The following is a 20,958-nucleotide window of genomic DNA, read 5'->3' as shown; positions in this document are numbered from 1 at the left end:
CAATAACACGGTGCATTTCTTTCCTCCTCTCTTCCTCTGTGTCGCGCCAGTTGCTACAACGGGGAAAACCCCCGCAAAGCACTGGCTTCTCTGTGCCTCTGCGGTTCGACTCCTAAATTGGTGCGTTAACGCAGTGTAACGCACCCTACCAATCACCTACTCGTCAATTTGACCAACGCGGCGGATATTCAAAATGTCGCTCATTTTCTTAATTTGGACGAACACTTGCTCTAGTTGAGAGCGATCGCGTATATCTATTCCTAAGTCCATCAATGCAGGTTGACCAGCACAGGTTTTCACCTGGGCATGGCGGACGTTGATCCCTTGGTCACTCAACCGTGACAAAATATCCTTTAGCACCCCTACGCGATCCAGGGCTTCAATTTGTACATCCACTGGATACGTGTGTGGACGACCACTATTTTCGGCGCTTGGGTTCCACCTAACTGGTACTAAGCGCTCATATTCCACAGTCTCTAGATTATTGCAGCCTTGGCGATGAATTGAGATCCCTCTACCTCGCGTCACTACACCAATAATTGGTTCGCCAGGAATCGGGGTACAACACCCAGCTAAATAATATACCAACCCCTCTACCCCAACAATAGGCGAATCACTGGCGCGGGAAGTAGTTGGAGGCGCATCTCGCAAAGCTTTTGATGTACTTGGTTCTTTGGGGATAAATAGCGACACTGTAGAAGCTGGTTGTTGCCCCTTCGCCACTTCTCGCCAACGATTTAGCACTAGGTTTAACGTAATTTCTCCATAACCCAACCCAGCGAGTAAATCGTCTACACTGTGGTAATTACACTTTTGGGCGACAGTTTCCATCGCATCGGACTTCAGCAGACTATCAAAACCAGTTTTACCGAGTTCCTTTTCTAACAACTCTCGCCCACGGGCAACATTTTCTTCCCGGCGCGATCGCTTGTACCATTGTTTTATCCGATATTTCGCCGCCGAAGTCCTGACAAAGTTCAACCAATCTAAACTCGGATGGCAGTTCTTTTGGGTTAGAACCTCTACAATGTCACCATTATGCAGCCGCGTTGACAGTGGCACCATTCGCCCATTCACCCGCGCTCCTGAACAGTGGTTTCCTACTTCGGTGTGAATCCGATAAGCAAAATCTACAGTCGTCGCACCGGGGCTTAAAGGAACAACATCCCCCTTAGGGGTGAAGACATAGACATCATCTTCAAATAGATTATCTTTGACGCTATCAAGATACTCTTGTGCGTCCTTGAGATCAGTTTGCCATTCTAGCAGTTGCCGCAGCCAAGTAAACTTGTCATCTGTCCCTGTCAAATGGCTAATACTAGAACCTCCTGTTTCTTTGTACTTCCAATGGGCAGCAATCCCGTACTCGGCGATATGATGCATTTCGATTGTCCGAATTTGCACCTCTAAAGGACGACCAGTTAATCCAATCACCCCAGTATGTAACGACTGGTAACGGTTAGGTTTTGGCAGCCCAATGTAGTCTTTAAATCTCCCAGGAATTGGGCGAAAAGCATCATGAACCACCGCCAACGCCCGATAGCATTCCTCATTGCTTTGAACAATAATCCGCAGCGCTGCCAAATCGTAAATTTCATGAAATTCCTTTTGCTGGCGGTGCATTTTTTGATAAATGCTATAAAGGTGCTTGGGACGACCACTAATATCCTGAAAGCGGATTCCAGCTTGGTGCAAACGCTCTTGCAACATCTTCGTAGCTTTAGCCAATTTCTCTTCTCGCGCTGTCCGTTTTTCAGAAACAAGCTCCTGCATTTGACGGAAAGCTTCCGGTTCCAAATACTTAAAAGCCAAATCTTCCAGTTCCCATTTAATTCGCCAAATTCCCAAGCGATTGGCTAAGGGTGCGAATATATCTCGCGTTTCCTGGGCACTGCGGCGGCGGCTGGCTTCTGACATATATTGTAAAGTTCGCATATTATGCAAACGATCTGCCAATTTCACCACAATTACCCGAATATCTTGCGCCATTGCCAAAAACATCCGCCGGAAGTTTTCCGCTTGACTTTCGGTTTTGCTAGTGAAATTAATTTTAGAAAGCTTGGTGACACCCTCGACCAATTGCCGCACTTCTGGGCCAAAGCGTTCTTCTATTTCTTGGCTTGTAACTTCTGTATCTTCAACTACATCATGGAGAAATCCAGCTGCTATCATAGCAGCACTACCTCCCAAGTCACGCAGCAAGTCGGCTACAGCAATGGGATGGGCAATGTATGGTTCTCCAGATTTGCGGTATTGACCTTGATGCAGTTGGTAAGCAAATTCAAATGCGCGACCAATTAAGACCGTATCAGTATGCCTTCGGTCATCTTCAGCCGCACCGTTACTTGTCGATGATTCCTTCAAACATTTCTTCAACCATTCCGGAATGGCTAGATCAACTGATGAATTTATAGCTAGACTGCTCATAGAATTAGGTTTGGATAGGATCGGTAGATTAAGTGAATGATAAATAAAAGTGGCAACATCACACTAAAAAGATGCTGTCGCCCAGAGACGGGTAGAAAAAACAGTGTAAGGATGATTCTCGCATTGCCAACGGTAGTCATCCAGTTTGAGTTTCAAGGATAATAAAGAAAGAAAATTCCTTGATGGCAAACAAAGCCTCAAATAACGATTTGAGGCTTTTAGTGCTGATAAGTCTAAAAGAGAAGTTTATTGTAAAAGAAAAATTACTTGACATTAATACTATCTTAACTACCAGTCGATGTCTTTAAACCGTGAGAAATATCTGGCACTCGTAACCTTACTAGAGCAATTACGCTCAGATGCCACAACTACCCAAATTGTTGCACCCGAACTGCGGCGGCGTGTAGCCTCATTGCAGCAATTTTTTGGGCAGCAGATTGTGCCTTTGGCTGATGAAAACTGGCGAGTTCAGTCTTATCAAACGGAGATGAGCAAGCAATTGCGCCTGTTGGAAATGGATGTAATGTTTTTCCAAGGAGCGCGGCAAGCATCTACTGCACAAACGAGACTTCAAACGATTAGCGATCGCTTGACAACCCTCATTCAATATTGTGATGCCATTCTGCAACCAGAAGCGGAGGGAGAAAAATAACAATTGTTCACCTTTTTCTCTAATTTCTCCATCATCTCATTTATGACCTATACTGAAAAGTTATTTTGCTAACAAGTTGGGCATTGGTTATTAATTGTTCTCCCTCATCCCCCTATTCTCCATGCCCCATGCCCAATGCCCCATTCCCTATGCGCCATTCCCAATCCCTTGGAGGAGAAGATTCATGGTGCGGCGCATATATGCTTCTACTGGTTCGCTTGTAGGTTTGAAGATTAGTGCATAATATAGTGACCCGCTCACAAGGTCGATAATTAGGTCTACATCTGCCTTTTTGTGAATTTCGTCTCTAGACTTGGCACGCTCAAGTACTTTAGCAAAGGCTTCACGTCGGAGTTTTGTATATTTTGTCCAGTAAACCTCGGCAAACTGAGGATTGCTAGACGCTGTACTAATTATCAAGGCGAGTGTCTGACGACCAAGGGGACTATCTATTTTTTTGGCGGCATTATTAATTAAGATATCCATGTCTCCCCAAAAGCTGCCAGTATCGGGGATCGCTAAATCATCTCTCAAACTTTCTATCGCGTCTGCAACTAGTTCTTCTTTGGAAGTGTAACGCCGATAAATCGTCGTTTTACCAACTCCAGCACGGGAAGCGATCGCTTCTATACTCATGCTTTCATATCCTACCTCTGCAAGCAAGTCTAAGGTCGCTTGCAGAATAGCTTGATCGGCGTGGATGCTGCGTGGGCGTCCAGAGGTGCTATTGATTTGCTTATTCATCAAAATCTCATCCTCAAGCAATATTTTCTTGGCCATTTGCTTTTACTTTTGGGCATAGAACATAGCATCTGGGGAACAAATAAGCCCTATAACCCAGTTCTCATGCACGAAAACAGCAGGAATGACCATCCATCTTTAGCATAAGTATTTCTGCTGCTTTTTATTGAAGTCTCCTTGACCGTTTTAATATGATACGCTACCGTAGCGTATATATACAAAATTTAATTTTAGCTTTGGCGTAAGCGTGCAAAGCCTTGGCATTGCTTGATATCTCCCAAATATTATTTGTGCTAACAATGGCTACTAACATTAAAGATTCTAGTTTTGACCAATTTGGTTATGTCCACGGGCCATTGAAGTGGGCGATCGCTTTTACGGCTTCCCTGGGTGCGATTTTAGAAGTTATTGATACTAGTATTGTCAACGTTGCTTTGACTGATATACAGGCTAGCCTTGGTGCAACTGTCAGTGAAGTAGGGTGGGTGGTAACTGGATATGCGATCGCCAATGTTGTCTTAATTCCCTTATCTGCATGGCTAGGAGATTACTTTGGGCGCAAAACTTATTTTATTTTCTCGTTGATTGGCTTTACCCTTGCCTCAGTTTTATGCGGGTTGGCATTCAATTTACCGATGCTAGTTTTTTCTCGAATTCTTCAAGGTTTATGTGGTGGCGGGTTGCTAGCTAAAGCCCAAGCGATTTTGTTCGAGACTTTTCCACCTGCTGAACAAGGTTTGGCACAGGCAGTTTTTGGGGTGGGTGTAATTGCCGGGCCAGCCATCGGCCCGACTTTAGGGGGATTTTTGGTAGATGGGTTGGGCTGGCGCTGGATTTTCTTTGTTAATATTCCCTTCGGGATCATTGCAGTGGCGATGTCTGTGATATTTTTGCCCAAAGACAAAGACAAGAGCCAGACACAAAGCCAAGCCGTTGATTGGTTCGGGATTGGGTTTTTGGTGATTGCGATTGGCTGTATGCAAACTTTATTAGAGGAAGGAGAGAAAGAAGACTGGTTTTCCTCCGGTTTCATCACCACGTTAGCGATCGCCAGTATTATCGGATTGGGACTATTTATTTGGTACGAATTGAAAATAGCCCATCCTGCCGTTGATTTAAGAGTTTTGCGTCACCGCTCTTTAGCTGCTGGAAGTGTATTATCAGCAGTGGTGGGGATGGGGCTTTATGGCGCACTCTTTGCTGTACCGATATTTGCTCAGAGTGTGTTGCACTTTACGGCAACGCAGACAGGATTATTGTTAGCACCTGGTGCTTTAGCATCTGCGATCGTCATGGTTCTATTAGGTAAGCTATCCACCAAAATCGATGCTCGAATTTTAATTGCAATGGGTGCTGTCGGTACATCTGGAGTCATGTTTCAACTAGCAGCAATTACCCCACAAACAGGCACAGATGATTTATTTTGGCCTTTGCTATGGCGTGGGGCTTTTACTGTATTAATGTTTCTCCCCTTAAGTCTGGCAACATTAGGAGGGCTACCCAAACAGGATATTTCTGCCGGCTCTGGTTTCTACAACCTCACCCGACAACTGGGTGGTAGCATCGGCATTGCCCTACTTACCACCTTACTTGATCGACGACACGCTTTTCATCGAGCCATCTTGTTAGCAAACCTTAGTCCTTATGATCCAGAAACGAATCAACGCCTCAATGCACTCAACGGGGCGCTCCAAAGTCAAGGTATAGATGCGACAACGGCTCAACAACAAGCACTAGCTTTATTAAGTCAAACGGTAGATACCCAAGCTGCTGTTTTGTCTTATGCAGATTGCTTTCGAGTCGTAGGTATAGCATTTCTTTGCTCATTACCTCTATTATTATTCTTGGGTAAAGGCGGTGCCGGAGCAAAAGCGCCAATTGGTCACTAGGGGTAAATAGCGATCGCATCCCTATGTAAAATTATTCAATTTTATTAGTAAATAATGGGTAACTCAATACTAAATTCAGTTCCCCAATCTGGATCAGATATCACATTAATTCGACCATCATGGCTCTCGATAATTTGGTAACAAATCGATAATCCTAATCCTGTTCCTTTGCCGACTGGCTTAGTGGTGAAAAAGGGATTAAATATCTGATGCTGAATCTCAGTAGGGATTCCGCTACCGTTATCCTTGATACGAATTCTAATGTAGCGATCGTTTAGTTTCTCTGTGTGAATCCAGATCCGGCTAGGATAATTTTGCATTGATTCTGGCGATGACCTAACTTGTTCAGCTTCTTCTAAAGCATCGATCGCATTATTCAGGAGATTCATAAACACTTGATTGAGTTGTCCAGGATAACAACAAAGCCAAGGCAATTCTCCATATTCCTTAATTACTTCAATACCAGAATGCCGCTTGCTAGGGTTAAGGCGACTTTGTAAAATCATCAATGCAGCCTCTAAACCCTCATGAATATCAACGATCTTGAATGTTGCTTCGTCTAACCGAGAGAAGTTTCGCAAAGATTTAACAATCTCGCTAATCCGCTCGGAACCTGTCTGCATTGATTGAAGTAATTTTTTAATATCCTTTTGAAGAAAATCAAGATCCAGGGCTTTGATTTCCTGCTGAATCACTAGGCTCGGATTGGGATATTCTTGCTGATAGAGATGAATCAGTTTCAGCAAATCATCATAGTATTCACCCGCATAGGTGAGATTTCCATAAATAAAGCTAATTGGATTATTAATTTCATGGGCAATCCCTGCGACTAAATGTCCTAGCCCAGACATCTTTTCCGTTTGGACAGCTTCCAGGGCATTTTGTAGTTTGATCAGAGTTTCTCTTAAGGTTTCATTCGCTTGGGAGAGTTCTACCTCAATGCGTTGGCGCTGTTGAATTTCTTTACTCAGCGCATGAATTTTTTGGTTAAGCAAAACGAATTGATCGCTAGTTCGCTTTTCTAACCGCAGCAAATTAATAGCTGGGCTTTCTGGCGATCGCGGTTGGATCAACGATCCTTGACTACGACAAACAATTCCCTCTCCTTGGACTTGGTGGATGGTTAAAGCTCCCAAAGTCATTTGACGACTTTGGGAGCAAGCTCGAAGATAGTCGATAACCTTCTCTGAAGAATCAGTGACCAACTCGGTAAGATGTTGACCAATCAGTGCTTTACTGCTCTTGTTAAAAAGTTTGGCAGCAGCTTGATTGACTGCTAAAATTTCACCTGCGCTAGTCACAAGAAGCAGAGGCTCTGGTAAAACCTGGGCAAACTTTAAAAATTGATCGGGTGTCATGCGGGGATCTTTACCGTTGCTCTTAGCACTGACGGGGTAAAAGTGAAGAGACTAAACTATGCTTTAAAGTATTCTTGTGCTGTAAAGTCTAATTCTTCGCTAGGTTGGAGATAAATGACGATTTTGCATTCTTGTGCGCCTCTGGCAATTGTGTCTTGTAACTCGACTCTTGCGTAGCCGAGGTTGTCAGCTGCGATCGCGCCAAAAATATTAGATGTCATGACACACATGCTTTCGCGCCCCTCTACCTGTTCTGCAAAGGGGCATTTGCGATTGCCTAAAACGATCTTCTCATCAGTTTCTTCAATTACGTAAAAGTCGCCTTGAATCCGGCGTTTCCAATCTATGAGGACGGCAGTTACCTGGTTACGAGAAAGATTTGACAGTTGCAAAGCGTTCTGGTAGATATGATTGACATGTTGACCTGTTCGATAGCCGACTACATTCAAAAAGCCTTCTGCCTGTTCAATTCCAACGACATCTTGTAGGGTTCCAGCCAATTCTCGAATCATTGTACGCAGAAACTGATCGCGCTCGATGGGTAATTCTAAGGATTTTATTTGGTTGTCGATCGAAGATATGTCAACCATGATGGTCTTATTTTCTCGATATTTTTAGATGGGACAAGCATCAATGGCACTAAGTTAAACGAAAATTAGTGAAGCACTAAAATCTTTTAATTAAGCACCATGTATAGCTATTAATAGTCTTCCCTAACTGGCTACAAAACTCACTTCAACTAAGATTGAATGGCACTAAGCTTAGTTATTTGTTGAAGAAAGCTGTTTTTCTTGAGGAGTTCAGCCGGGATAGCTACAAAATCGGACAATACTCAAATTCCTGTCAATGCAATGTATAAGCCCTAAATTTTTCTCTGCTGAAAGTCACAGAAGAGGCTTACAGCAGAAATCATGAAAATAGCTGTAATATACACCGTTATATACAGCACTTATTGTTTGAATGCAGTTACACCACGATATGTGGTAGGGGCACAGTATGCTGTGCCCCTACGAATGCTAGTATTTGACGCAAGCGAGAACGGCTATATATGTGCATCAGAAAAGTAAAAGCCCCACTCAGTTTTGAGCCGGGCTGTGTAAAGTTTTATTGCTAAAATTAGAAATTTTGATTTTAGAAAAAGTTCATTATTGTAATAATGCCAACGCTGGTCAACATCATCAAAGCGCCCATAATTATAGATTCGCTTAAACGATTGGGAGATTTTGAAGTGTTCATTTAAGTAAAATCCTTTTTATTAATTGTTTCTTAACCATATCAAAGTCAGTATAAATATCTATATAACCATTGTAAAACTTAAATTTCCGTAAAGTTTCTTAGTAAATGCTTCATTTATAGTTAGGTGTTAATTTTTACTTATAATTAGTTATTCTCCTGATTTCCCCACTTCCCATTCTCCATTTAGAAAATGTAGTAATTTCCGAACAGAATAATTACCTCATTTCCGAGCGGAATATGAGCCTTGGTGAGGTAAAATAAATCTTAATCAAGGTAAAAATATTTGAACAGAAGATTATCATGACAGTCCCCACGGCATCTAGAAACCAAGCGATCGCTTTTGACTTAGAAAAATTAAATGAGCAATTTGAAACTGCCACTCCCAAAGAAATACTGGCATGGTCTATAGAGAATATCCCAACGGGACTGGTGCAAACAAGCGCCTTTAACGTGGATGACATGATAATTACACATATTCTTTACAGTGAACTGAAGCATCCCGTTCCTGTGATATTCCTCGACACCTTGCACCACTTCCCTGAAAGCCTAGAATTGGTAGCCAAAGCTATAGAAATCTACAACCTGGATTTGCAAACTTTTAAAACTCCAGATGTAGATACCCGCGAAGCCTTTGAAGCCAAATATGGTGATAAACTCTGGGACAAAGATATTGCCAAATTCCACCACATTACCAAAATTGAACCACTACTACGGGGTTTAGACGAACTCAACAGCGTCGCTTGGATTACTGGCCGCCGTCGTGACCAAGCAGTAACCCGTGCAAATATGCCCATATTTGAATTAGACGGTAAAGGTCGGCTGAAAGTAAATCCTATCGCTACTTGGACACGTCAAGATAGCTGGGTTTACGTAGCTGAACATGGAGTCATCTACAACCCACTCCACGACCAAGGTTATCCCAGCATCGGCGACCAACCCATTACCACCAAAGTAGGCGAAGGCGAAGACGAACGCGCCGGACGCTGGCGGGGAAGTGATAAAACAGAATGCGGAATTCATATTTAGTCATTGGTCATTTGTCATTTGTCATTAGTATTAGACAAAGGGCAAATGACTAAGAACAAAGGACAAATATGATTAAAATCCTCCATCTCTCGGACATCCACATGGGAAGCGGCTTCTCCCACGGACGAATTAATCCGGCAACGGGATTAAATACACGACTAGAGGATTTTGTCAATACTCTATCTATATGTATTGACCGAGCGCTGACAGATGCTGTTGATATGGTGATATTTGGTGGCGATGCTTTCCCGGATGCTACACCACCGCCTTATGTACAACAAGCTTTTGCTAGCCAGTTTCGCCGTCTGATGGATGCCAATATTCCGACAGTGCTGTTGGTAGGCAACCACGACCAACATTCCCAAGGACAGGGAGGAGCAAGTTTAAATATTTACCGCACTTTGGGAGTGCCAGGGTTTGTTGTTGGTGATACATTAACTACGCATTGTATCGAAACCCGTAATGGTAAGGTGCAAGTAATTACCCTGCCTTGGCTGACTCGTTCCACTCTAATGACTCGCCAAGAGACTGAAGGTTTATCTTTGGCAGAAGTTAACCAACTATTAACAGAACGTCTGCGAGTTGTTCTAGAAGGGGAAGTTCGCCGTCTTGACCCTGATGTGCCAACTGTTCTTTTGGCTCACTTAATGTCTGACAATGCTACCTTGGGCGCAGAACGATTTTTAGCGGTGGGTAAAGGTTTTACTCTACCCCTATCTTTGCTGACGCGACCTTGTTTTGATTATGTAGCCTTGGGACACGTCCACCGCCACCAAAATCTGAATAAATCCAACAACCCGCCGGTGATTTATCCAGGGAGTATTGAACGGGTAGATTTTAGTGAAGAAAAAGAAGACAAAGGCTATGTGATGCTAGAACTGGAGCGGGGAAAGGTTGAATGGGAATTTTGTCCCTTAACAGTTCGGACTTTCCGCACCATTGAGGTGGATATCTCGAAAGCAGATGATCCGCAAGCGATGTTAATGAAAGCGATCGCCAAGTATGATATTCAAGATGCTGTAGTGCGGCTAATTTACAAACTCCGCTCTGAACAGATGGATTTAATTGACAGTTCCTCTCTACATACTGCTTTAAGTCCTGCTCATACCTACACCATTCAAGCAGAATTAGTTAGTCAATTAGCCAGACCCCGGATTCCTGAATTGAGTGCGAGTAGTAGTATTGACCCAATGGAAGCGCTGAAAACTTACTTGAACAACCGCGAAGACCTCAAAGACATCGCAACCTCAATGATGGATGCAGCGCAGAAGTTGCTAGCAGATGATGTAGAAGTTTGGCTAGAAGCAGCAACTAGTGAGTAGTATAAAGCCAATTAATTTACTATACTCCACTCTCCCAAACTTATGACGCAAACAATCCAAGCAAAGGACACTGACTTACGCTATTTAATCGATAACTTTGGTATTGAGTTAGTTTTAGATGAATCATTCTTTCACGAATGGCAAGAAGATTTAGTAGAAATTAATGATTTAGAAAAACAACTCTTAGATAAGGTGAAAATGGGTTATTTTAATCTTCTGAATTACCCACCTTTACTAGAAGATGTTGTTAGAATGGCAGTTGTAGACCCATTACTTTTTATTGGGGATTTTTATCTAGCCCCGTTTTATCTAAAATCAGAAGAATCTATAGATATTGCTGTGCCAGATGAAGATGTAATGGGAGCATCCACTTTTGGAAGATATACAGATTTTAGGAGAAAATAACAGACAGAAAGAAGCGTGAACCAGGAATCATGAACCAGGATAAACAAGAACGGCTCAAAGCGTGCTTACAAGAAGTGGCAACATTGTTGTATGAAGAAGCAGACAAAAGTAAGCTAACAGACCTGGAAGGCATAGAAAAAACAGTTCGCAGTCAAATATTAGAACTAGTTAGCCCAGAAATAGCCCTTTTTTTATCGAACAAAAAACTGGAACAAAAGTAGGTAAAACCAGGAAAATTAAAAGCTTGGTGGGGGAACTGACTCTTAAAGCCAAACAGTTACAGAAACTGGGTTTGAAGCCCAGAAGTCGGTTAAGCCCATTACTTCAAAAGTGTTGTTTGAGGCTGTCAGCTAACGAATCATACCAAAAAGCAGAAATTGAAGTTGAGGCATTGACAGGAGTGAAAGTGGGTCACTCAACGCAACAAAAATTAGTACTGTCACAAGATTTTGAATTACCACTTGCAAAACAAGCAGTTTCAGAAGTCAGTGTAGATGGGGGAAAAGTCCGACTCCGGGGTAAACCGAAAGCCGGGTGTCACTGGCGAGACTATAAAACCGTAAGACTACAAGGAATTTACTATAGTGCGTTTTTTGATGACAACCAATCATTAGTTGATTATGTCAATAGCCAGCGTCTGGTTAACCCATTAGTATGCTTGGGGGATGGTCATGATGGCGTGTGGAATTTAGTCAAAGAGTTTGGTAAAACAGAGCATTTTCAGCGTTGGGAAATATTGGATTGGTATCACCTCAAAGAAAATCTCTACAAAATTGGCGGTTCTTTAAAGCGGCTTAAAGTTGCTGAAACTCTTTTGTGGCAAGGTCAAGTCGAAGAAACTAAAGCTTTATTTCATAATCGTCGAGGCAAACAAGTTAAGAACTTCATCGCTTATCTTGAAAAACATCGCTCTCGCATTGTCAACTACAGCTATTACCAGGCTGAACAACTTTGTTCTATTGGTTCTGGTGCAGTCGAGTCTGCTATTAAACAGATTGGAGCTAGGATGAAAATTTCTGGCGCACAATGGAATGTTGATAGTGTTAATCAAATCCTCTCAGTTCGTTGTGCTTATCTCAATGGTTTACTGGCTATTTGAGTATTTCTGCCAAAACTGGATGCTCCCGATGTAATCATTAAAGGCAGAATAGATACCTTAGTTTTGAAAGAGCAATTATGGGTGATGATTATTGAGTCTAAAAGAGCTTCCTTTTCAGTGGAACAAGGACTCGCACAAATTCTTGCTTATTTGTTAGGAAATTCATATACTGATAAACCCAGCTTTGGGATGATTGCCACAGGAAGCGAATTCATTTTCGTCAAATTAGTGAAAGGAAATTCACCACGTTATGCTTTATCAAAGGGTTTTTTGATGCGAAACCCTGGAAATGAATTGTACGAAGTGCTACGTATACTGAAACGCCTGACTCAGTTGGTGAGTGCTTAAATCTTACTTACTTATTTGTGATTCAGTAGTGAGCGCGATCGCAAAATATGATATTCAAGATGCTGTAGTGCAGCTACTTTGTTTTAAAAAAAAGCTTTATTGGCTAAAAAATTTTAGTTTTATTGTTCTGTATTACTTATTACATATTTTTAGCAAATATTTGTGTATATATGCAATCAGATTGTCTCTCTTTCCACCAGAAAAAACCCATTTCTTGAAATTCCTTGGTAAATCAGACTTTTGATGACAAATTGCTCACTTAGTAAAAAAAATTTAATCATTGTTTTGCTCTAAATAACGCTCCCAGGGTCTGGGTAAGTGTGTTGCTAACTGCTTTGCCGCCCACAACTGTACGTAAGCTAGTATTACTAATTGTATCCAATTTTCTTCATGTTTGACATCTGGAGTTTGAAACTCTGTCATCAACAAACGCTGCTTACTGAAGCGGAACATGTGTTCGAGATCAAACCTTTGTCTGAAACTTTGGTAAGCAACAGTAGGTGAGATTTTTCTTGCATCCAGGTTTTTTCTTTGACACGTCAACAAGTGGAGATTGGTAGAAAATCCGATTACTACGTACTCTGGCGATCACTACCAAGTTTTTGTGCTTGGACTGTTCACAAAGAAATGAACGTTCACTATAAGCAGTATCTCCCACCAATACGCACAATTTTTCACACCACGGGAGTGATGAATCGGACATTACAGATTGAATTTGCTGACTGGCAACATCAGTACCACTTTGCTCAAGCGATACCCTTTCTCCAGATAAGGGAATTGCCCAAGCTGCATGACTATCAGTCTCTTTCTCTGGTAAGATTGAAAGTATAGAGTAACAATGACCAATGTTAATAGGTTTGTTACCAATTATAGTATTGGGCTGATAAATATACCCACGTCCTGCTAAAGTTTTAGCGTAAGGACGTGGATGTGGTGTTGTATCAGTTGCGAACAAGTAAAAAGGGCGTTGTTGGGGTTGGTCAATTAACTCAGACACCACCCTAATCAATTTATTGGGTTCTTCTTGTTCTTCAACTTCATTGTTTTTCTCCTGATTATTTGTATTAAATGATTTTTGAATGGCTTTATAAATAGAGTTATAGCTTCTTGGAAACAAAGGGCTTAAAGATAACTCCGCAATTGAATTGGCTTCCGTATTACCCGCAAGCGCATCCAATAAATCCATACAGGCATCGCTACATGATTCAAAACAGTTGTAAATTTTTTGTCTAAAATCCTGAAATCGCGCTATTAATTTATTGTTATTAAATTTCAGCATACTCATCAGTATTTCCCAATCATAGTTTGTAGTTTATATTACTATGCGTTGGGGATCTGGTGGCTATGCTTTTTTTTTCTGCTGGTAACCATAAACAAGATTAATTATTCGCTTGTTCGCGCTAGTCTCACGCGAACTATTTATTTTTGTCCAAAGTCCAATAATTTGTACGCGTTGAAAGGGCTGGGTAAAAGTACCTTACTGCGTTGCTTCAATCGGATGAATGATTTAATCCCTGGAGCGAAAGTAGAGGGGAGATTGAATTATCGCGATCGCAACATTTATGATCCTAAGATAAATTCGGTCAAATTACGCCGCCAAATCGGAATGGTTTTTCAAAGACCGAATCCTTTCCCCAAGTCAATATATGAAAATATTGCCTTTGCACCGCTTGCTAACGGTTACAAAGGTAACGTTGATCAATTGGTGGAAGATTCCCTTAGACGCGCTGCTATTTGGGATGAAGTCAAAGACAAACTCAAAGAGAAGGGAACTGCATTATCTGGCGGACAACAGCAACGACTTTGCATTGCTCGTGCGATCGCAATGAAGCCAGATGTATTATTAATGGATGAGCTTTATTCTGCTCTCGACCCTATTTCTAGCCGCCAAGTAGAAGAACTCTGCTTAGAACTCAAGCAGAAATACACCATCATTATGGTGACACACAATATGCAGCAAGCTTCGAGAGTGGCAGATTTCACGGCTTTTTTCAATACAGAAATTGACGAGTATGGCAAACGTCGCGGAAAATTAGTTGAGTTTAATCCGACAGTGCAAATGTTCAGTTCTCCTCAAACCAAAGAAGCTGAGGATTATATCAGTGGACGCTTTGCTTAAAGAAGCATCATAGTAGAAGGGGAAAGGTAAAAGCCAAGTTCAGTTGTGAGCGACTATTATTCTATTTGCCTTTTAACCTTTCCCCCGTACAAGCTGAGACTAAATAATATAACTAGCAACTTAGTTTACTACTTCAAAGGCGAACAAATACGCTTAGTTTATTCTAAGCCTCGTGGTAAAAGATTGAGTATTATCGGTTTTTTGCAAACCTTAATCAGCTTTATTTATGGTTTGGTTATTTGTGGTGTTGACAGAAAATCTTATATCAAAATAATCAAGCAAAAGTAGTTGAAGCCGAAAAGTCTCGAATCAACTTTTCTTATTTAGCTATTAAACGTAATAATCTACTTTTCAGATATTACTCTGGCAAACTTATAGTTACAGTTACACATCAAACCGCGATCGCCTGACGTATCTAATTACTGCTCAATGGTATTAAAAGCTATAACCATTATTTTCCATAGCTTAGAGGTTTTTTTTAGTGCCATTCAACTCTGACCGTTCCTCCAGCAGTTCCATCAAAGCATACGCTGTAAGCACTCTCTCACCAGCATTACCCTCACTCACAACCACTTTGAGCAATAGTCCCAGACGATCTAACTGTCGTTTGCCATTTTCTTCCGCAAAACCCAGCTTTCCACCATAAAAGCCTTACACATCCCGCTTTTGTCAGTCGGTAAACGACTGGCAAAAGCGGTGATTGCAGTTGATTATGTGTGCTATTTTAAAATCTACGTTATTTTACTGATTACAACATCTTTTTATATGTGAAATACTTTGCACAGAAGAGACAGTATTTTGATTATACTTCTCCACCCAGTTCAATTGATTAGGATCAACAGGTAGAAATCTATGACAAAAGTTAAACAAAAAGTATATCTCATCACTGAGCAACAACGTGACGCATTGTTGAATTACCTTCTCAATCGTCCATACCGTGAAGTTGCTTCTGGAGTTCAGTTTCTGACAAACGCACCTACTACTGTTCTTAATGTGGACGTTCCTGAAGAAGAATCGACAGATATATCTGTTGAACAACCATATAAAACAGATAATGAGCATGAACCTAAACTTGAAATAGTTCCTTCTCAGACAGAAGAACTAGCTTTATTTAGTCGTGCCTGATATTACAGCACTTCCGGCAGCTATGAGGTACATCCTCAAAGCTAAAAGCTATGTTAGGAGAGAGGCAATAAGAAAAACTGTATTGCATAATAGCGGGAAGCGCTGTAACTGTTAATTTTACTAACTAGAAGACACAAAGTCCTAAAAAATTAACCTGGGTGTTTATCCAAGTTAGTAAAGGTTCCAGTCGATACTGTATTTGCCTCTAGGAGTGATTGCGCTTAGAGGCAAATCTATATGTTTATAAAAGTCTGCATTATAAGACTTTTTACTTTCATTCTATGAGCTAGAAACATAGTGTTGAATAATAAACTAAATATTTCCAAGGAATTTTACCACTGTTCTGTCTTTTAGACTTTAAAGGATACTACTTAGTTAGCTCATATATACCAAATCTCTAAAATCAGACAGTAAACTTAAACACTAAATAACCAAAGGAAATATGATTATCCTAACTACAAATTGCTGTAAGTTACTCGCTAACAAAAATTTACCAAAGACGAATTTTCTTTCAAATATTCACAATTTAAGTTCCAATCTTGAAGTACATTTTCCAAATGATATGCATTGCTCAATTTGAAATTTAACTAAATTGTAGAAGCTTTAAACATAGAAATATTGAGATGTTGCAATGAATAATAACGAGCATTCTATCTTTGAAACCCAGAATCACCCACTTCTGCCTAATCCTCTGGCATTTCAAGATCCCTTTGAAACATCTACCACTTCTCGTATTCCTGGTGGAATAAGTTCTCTAGAACTCGCCGAAGCTTTGGATTCATCCAGGCTGGAGCCAACAAATTGGGTTAAGGGAATTTCTGATCCTCTGTTAAAAAATACAAATTTTAACTCAGATAATTCTAGTACTAAAATCCTTTATCAGAACATTGATGGACTAATTGTTGGTCAACTCCAGATTGGAGATGTCTTGACAAATTCGAGGAGAACTACACAGACACCGGCCCGTGAACTTGTTTTTATTGATGCAGGAGTAGAGAACTCTCAGCAAATTTTGTCAGGGGTAAATCCTTTGGCAGAAGTGGTTTATCTTAATGACAACGAGGATGGTGTAGAGCAGATTAGTCAGATATTAAGAGAACGGCAGAATATTGGTACTATTCATATCGTTTCTCATGGTGATGAAGCAAAGCTACAACTTGGTACAACATCTTTAAATAGCAAGAATTTAAAGCAGTACGCCAAGCAAATTCGGGGATGGGGAGATGCTCTGACTGATACGGCTGATATTTTAGTCTACGGATGTGATATTGCTGCTGGTAATGATGGGAAAAAGTTTGTCACTCAACTAAGTCGGTTAACAGGAGCCGATGTTGCTGCTTCAGATAACTTGACTGGAGCATCAAATCTTGGTGGGGATTGGGAGTTAGAATATACGACTGGTTCGATTGAAGCTAACACCTTAACAAGTGACTATCACCAGGTGCTGTTCACTCCTACAACAATTCAGGAACTTTACAATGCTTGGCGTTCCAATACACTTCCTGATTTAAGTTCAATTCAACTAAAACTAGATAGCAATTCTGTACTCAATGGCACAGTTACAATTGCTTCTAACGACTCTAACTTACTCAAGTTAACTGGAACTAATCTTAGTTCCTCTATTGGTACAGGACTTAGCACAGCAGATAGCAGTGATGACAAGGGTTTCAATTTTACCAATGCCACACTAAATTTAAGTCTCAACGCAGATTTTACCTACACATATTCTTTATCAGGGCAAGCTGCACTAAATAATTTTGCCGAACTGACGTTATCTGCTGATAATATTACAGCTACTGGTACGCAAGACGGTACAACAGTTAATCTGACCAACTTCCAACTAGGCGTTGGCAATGTTACTCGCTTGAGCGGCAGCACTCTTGTTTATAATGCAGAGAACGAACAGTTAAACTTCGCTGCAACTAATACATCAGCTTTCATTGGTCACGGTGCAAACACACCTGATACTAATGACAACACGGGACTAACTATTTCTAATGGGACGTTCAATCTCTCTGCTATTTCTGGTCAAAGCTATACCTATGAAGTCAGCAGTGGACTTGTATCCCTAACTGGGAGTTCAACACTTTCCTTCTCTGCGGATGGTGTCACCGCAACAGGTAACGCTTCTAACACCACAGTAACGCTAAATAACTATGCTTTAAAAGTAGATGATGTTGCCAGTCTGAGTGGCACAACACTAGAGTTTAGTGCTGAAAAAGACGCTAATGGACTGAGCCTGACACTTGCAGGTGAAAATGTAAATGGCTTTATCGGTTATGGTGCTGCCACAAATGATACTGCTGATGATGTTGGAGTCGCAGTTAGTGATGTCGGCTTCTCCTTAACCTTGAATTCTGACAAAACCTATGACTATAGTCTGAGTTCTAATAGTGTAGTCACTCGTGGCATTGATGGGTTAACTCTTTTGTCCCAGAACGTGACTGCTGTTGGTAATCAAAATAGCATTAATTTTACCACCGGAGTTTTTGAACTAAGTTTAGGCGATCTAACTCGCATTAGTGGTGAATCATTATTATTTACCACCCAACAAACCGCCAATGGTAAAACGGTAAGTTTCATTGCTGACAGTATTGCTGCACTCATTGGCTACGGTGCAAATACAGTTGATATTACCGATGATGTCGGATTGAGTGTTGCTAATGCAGATATCACCATCAATATCAACGCCAATAAAACCTATGATTACAGTATTATTAACGCCGATATTGATTTCACTGGTATCGATGGATTAACTCTATCTGCACAACAGGTAAATATCATAGGTGATGTAAATAACTCTGCTGTTAGCACGGGTGGTTTTGAGTTGGGACTGGGAAATATTGCCTGGGTTAGTGGTGATGCACTCGCATTCAAGGCTCAAAAGACAGCAGATGGAAAAGCGATCGCTCTTAACACAACCAATATTTCTGCCCTCATTGGCTACGGTACTGACACTGAAACTACTGCTGATGATCTGGGTATCTCCGTCACCAATGGCAACCTGAATCTCGGTATTAAAGCAGACAAGACCTACAATTACAATCTGACTAACGCGAATGTCGCAGTGGTTGGCATCGATGGCGTAACACTCTCGGCAAATACGATTAATGCTAGTGGAGATCACAGCAACATCAGCCTCAACCTGAGTAATACTACCTTGGGCTTGGATAATTTCATCAGTCTCAGTGGCGCATCCTTAGAGTTTCAGGTAGCAGATAACGGAACAGACAAAACCGTTTCTTTTATTGGTGCAGACCTAGCAGCCTTTACAGGCTTTGGGGCAGAAACCGCAACTACCAGCGATGATGTAGGTTTAGATATTAGCAACGCTGACCTCAACTTACAATTCAATGCTGATAACACCTACAGTTACAACCTAGCAAATGCGGCTGTTGCGGTTCGTGGCATACCTGAACTGACCCTCTCAGCAGATACGGTGAACGTCAGTGGCGACCATACTGGCACTAGCTTTAACCTCAGCCTCAACAACGCTGTATTAGGTTTAAGCAACCTGATGAACTTGAATGCTGCATCCCTAAAGTTTACAGTTGAAGGCATCGGTGCTAATAGAACCGTCACCTTTAAAGGTGAAGACCTCTCAGCTTTTGTGGGTTACGGCGCAGAAAGTATAACTACCAGCGATGATATTGGACTAGCGATCGCTAATGCTGATTTTGACCTACGATTCAATGGTGATAATACTTACCGCTACAGTCTGGAAAATGCGTCAATTGCAGTACGTGGCATTGATGGATTAACACTCTCTGCGGATGCTGTCAACGCTACTGGCGATGGAAATAATACCCTAGTTAGTCTAACTAACGCCAAACTGGGTTTAGGTAATCTGCTCAGTCTCAGTGGCGCATCTCTGGAATTTAACGTTGAAAAGACTGGTAGCGGCAAAAACATCACATTCAACGGTGAGAATCTTTCGGCGTTTGCGGGTTACGGTGCGGCAACTTCTGATACTAGTGATGATATTGGACTGGCAATTAGCAATGCTGACCTTGACTTGGTATTGAATGCCGATAAAACCTATTTCTACAAGTTAGACAACGCAGATGTTGCCGTTAGTGGCATCAATGGACTGGCCCTGACTACCGAATCGGTCAGTGCCACAGGTGATAAAGATAATCTCTCGGTTAGCACAGGCAGTTATGAATTAGCACTGGGTAACGTCGTGCGGGTAAAAGGCGATGCTCTGGCTTTTAGTGCTGAAAATGGTCAACCTTTCACCTTCAACACCACTAATGCTTCTGCGCTAGTAGGTTATGGAGCAAACACAACTACGGTAACAGATGACATTGGACTATCTGTCACTAATGCTAACCTTGATGTCACCCTCAACACTGACAAGACCTACAACTATAGTATTGCCAATGCCAACGCCTCACTGCTTGGGGTTGATGGGCTGACCCTGACTGTGAATCAGGTCAACATTACTGGCGATCAGACCAACGCCACTGTTGCCACCGGCTCCTTTAAAATAGGCGTGGATGGTGTCGGCTATATTCAGGGGGATGGTTTGGCCTTTGACCCCTCGAAGAATGGCACAGATCCCCTACGCATTGCTGCTATAGGTGTTGAAGCCTTTGTGGGTGCAGGTGGTGGCACAGATCAAGCCTCTGGTATCCAGTTGAGCAACGGCGATTTAGGATTGGTGATTTTCGCCAACGATCGCAGCAGTTATGCCTTAGTTGCCCGTGGAGAAGCCGTTTTGCTAGGGACAGAAGACTTAACACTCGAAGGCAGTTTGGCTCTCCGCATTAACTATACAGGGCAGACTGTCAACGAAACTATAGCATTGAGTGGTGGTAACACTCTAGATGTTGTCTTTGGTCAAGGGCAGGAAAATCAACTACGGGTAGAAGGCACTGTTAATGCCGAGATTGCAGGTAATGTCGCCTTTGGTGGTGAGTTCTCGATGGAGTTGTTCAAACAAAAAACCGTAGGCGCACAAAATGTCACATCTACCCTGAATAATCAGAATTTAACACTGGCAGAACGGCAAACAGCCATCAGTGAATCACTATATCAACAACTACGCTCGACCTTAGCCACAGAAAAAGCTCGCCTAGAGGCGGAAAACTCCATTGTTGAATCGATCAGTGCAACCGTTGATGGGTTTGCGTTTAATGAAGACTACGTAGATATCGCAGGCGATCACTTGCGGATGGATCAGCCGCATGGCTTTGTTACAGGTTAAAA

General features: G+C 41.7%; 14 protein-coding genes and 3 pseudogenes. 10 read left to right on the top strand and 7 right to left on the bottom strand.

Annotated elements, in window-relative coordinates; all coding sequences use genetic code 11:
• Positions 1-156 precede the first annotated feature (156 nt).
• A complete protein-coding gene (locus ANSO36C_RS04855; protein ID WP_251958621.1) occupies positions 157-2,427 on the bottom strand; it encodes a RelA/SpoT family protein in 2,271 nt (756 codons plus the stop codon).
• Positions 2,428-2,725: 298 nt separating this feature from the next.
• Here ANSO36C_RS04855 and patD point away from each other — a divergent pair, with 298 nt between their 5' ends.
• The gene (gene patD / locus ANSO36C_RS04850; protein ID WP_190940853.1) at positions 2,726-3,079 is read left to right on the top strand and encodes a heterocyst frequency control protein PatD; all 354 of its coding nucleotides are present in this window, start codon (positions 2,726-2,728) and stop codon (positions 3,077-3,079) included.
• Positions 3,080-3,226: 147 nt separating this feature from the next.
• On the opposite strand, the gene ANSO36C_RS04845 is transcribed toward patD, so the two are convergent.
• Complete coding sequence (locus ANSO36C_RS04845) at positions 3,227-3,859, bottom strand: TetR/AcrR family transcriptional regulator (protein ID WP_323374560.1); 633 nt, start codon at positions 3,857-3,859, stop codon at positions 3,227-3,229.
• A 260-nt stretch (positions 3,860-4,119) separates the two neighbouring features.
• Here ANSO36C_RS04845 and ANSO36C_RS04840 point away from each other — a divergent pair, with 260 nt between their 5' ends.
• Entirely contained in the window at positions 4,120-5,709 is a 1,590-nt protein-coding gene (locus ANSO36C_RS04840) for a DHA2 family efflux MFS transporter permease subunit (protein ID WP_251958620.1), read from the top strand.
• Between the two features lie 44 nt (positions 5,710-5,753).
• Here ANSO36C_RS04840 and ANSO36C_RS04835 read toward each other — a convergent pair whose 3' ends face one another.
• Positions 5,754-7,067 (bottom strand): sensor histidine kinase, encoded by a 1,314-nt coding sequence (locus tag ANSO36C_RS04835; RefSeq protein ID WP_251958619.1) that lies wholly within the window; start codon positions 7,065-7,067, stop codon positions 5,754-5,756.
• Positions 7,068-7,123: 56 nt separating this feature from the next.
• Positions 7,124-7,657, bottom strand: coding sequence for a methanogen output domain 1-containing protein (locus ANSO36C_RS04830; protein WP_251958618.1), 534 nt, complete (start codon positions 7,655-7,657; stop codon positions 7,124-7,126).
• Between the two features lie 946 nt (positions 7,658-8,603).
• On the opposite strand from ANSO36C_RS04830, the gene cysH reads away from it, so the two are divergent.
• From cysH to ANSO36C_RS04805, 5 genes and pseudogenes are all read left to right on the top strand, one after another.
• Positions 8,604-9,329, top strand: a complete 726-nt coding sequence (gene cysH, locus ANSO36C_RS04825) for a phosphoadenosine phosphosulfate reductase (RefSeq protein WP_251958617.1) — start codon at positions 8,604-8,606, stop codon at positions 9,327-9,329.
• Between the two features lie 68 nt (positions 9,330-9,397).
• On the top strand, positions 9,398-10,651 hold the full coding sequence (sbcD, locus tag ANSO36C_RS04820; RefSeq protein ID WP_251958616.1) for an exonuclease subunit SbcD: 1,254 nt from the start codon (positions 9,398-9,400) through the stop codon (positions 10,649-10,651).
• A 42-nt stretch (positions 10,652-10,693) separates the two neighbouring features.
• Positions 10,694-11,056 carry a hypothetical protein gene (locus tag ANSO36C_RS04815; RefSeq protein ID WP_410174672.1) on the top strand — a complete coding sequence of 121 codons (363 nt, stop codon included), beginning with the start codon at positions 10,694-10,696 and terminating at the stop codon, positions 11,054-11,056.
• 29 nt (positions 11,057-11,085) lie between these two features.
• Positions 11,086-12,155, top strand: a protein-coding gene (locus ANSO36C_RS04810; RefSeq protein ID WP_251955560.1) for an ISKra4 family transposase whose coding sequence is annotated in 2 segments (ribosomal slippage) — positions 11,086-11,242 and positions 11,242-12,155 — 1,071 coding nt in all. Because the reading frame shifts where the segments join, the coding sequence is not laid out codon by codon here.
• Positions 12,156-12,182: 27 nt separating this feature from the next.
• Positions 12,183-12,503, top strand: a pseudogene (locus ANSO36C_RS04805) (restriction endonuclease subunit R); the annotation flags it as partial.
• Positions 12,504-12,776: 273 nt separating this feature from the next.
• On the opposite strand, the gene ANSO36C_RS04800 reads toward ANSO36C_RS04805, so the two are convergent.
• Positions 12,777-12,926 (bottom strand): hypothetical protein, encoded by a 150-nt coding sequence (locus ANSO36C_RS04800; RefSeq protein WP_251958615.1) that lies wholly within the window; start codon positions 12,924-12,926, stop codon positions 12,777-12,779.
• A 40-nt stretch (positions 12,927-12,966) separates the two neighbouring features.
• Entirely contained in the window at positions 12,967-13,689 is a 723-nt protein-coding gene (locus ANSO36C_RS04795) for a transposase (protein ID WP_251958614.1), read from the bottom strand.
• A 273-nt stretch (positions 13,690-13,962) separates the two neighbouring features.
• Between ANSO36C_RS04795 and ANSO36C_RS04790 the strand changes: the two are divergent.
• Positions 13,963-14,622, top strand: a pseudogene (locus tag ANSO36C_RS04790) (phosphate ABC transporter ATP-binding protein); the annotation flags it as partial.
• Between the two features lie 489 nt (positions 14,623-15,111).
• On the opposite strand, the pseudogene ANSO36C_RS34730 reads toward ANSO36C_RS04790, so the two are convergent.
• Positions 15,112-15,231: pseudogene (locus tag ANSO36C_RS34730) on the bottom strand (IS5/IS1182 family transposase); the annotation flags it as partial.
• A 243-nt stretch (positions 15,232-15,474) separates the two neighbouring features.
• On the opposite strand from ANSO36C_RS34730, the gene ANSO36C_RS04780 reads away from it, so the two are divergent.
• A complete protein-coding gene (locus ANSO36C_RS04780; protein WP_251958613.1) occupies positions 15,475-15,747 on the top strand; it encodes a hypothetical protein in 273 nt (90 codons plus the stop codon).
• A gap of 631 nt (positions 15,748-16,378) precedes the next feature.
• Positions 16,379-20,956: a DUF4347 domain-containing protein gene (locus tag ANSO36C_RS04775; protein ID WP_251958612.1), complete on the top strand. Its 4,578-nt coding sequence runs from the start codon at positions 16,379-16,381 to the stop codon at positions 20,954-20,956.
• Positions 20,957-20,958 lie beyond the last annotated feature (2 nt).

This window comes from Nostoc cf. commune SO-36 (assembly GCF_023734775.1).
Classification (GTDB): Bacteria; Cyanobacteriota; Cyanobacteriia; order Cyanobacteriales; family Nostocaceae; genus Nostoc; species Nostoc commune_A.
This window is presented reverse-complemented; position numbering and strand designations above follow the sequence as displayed.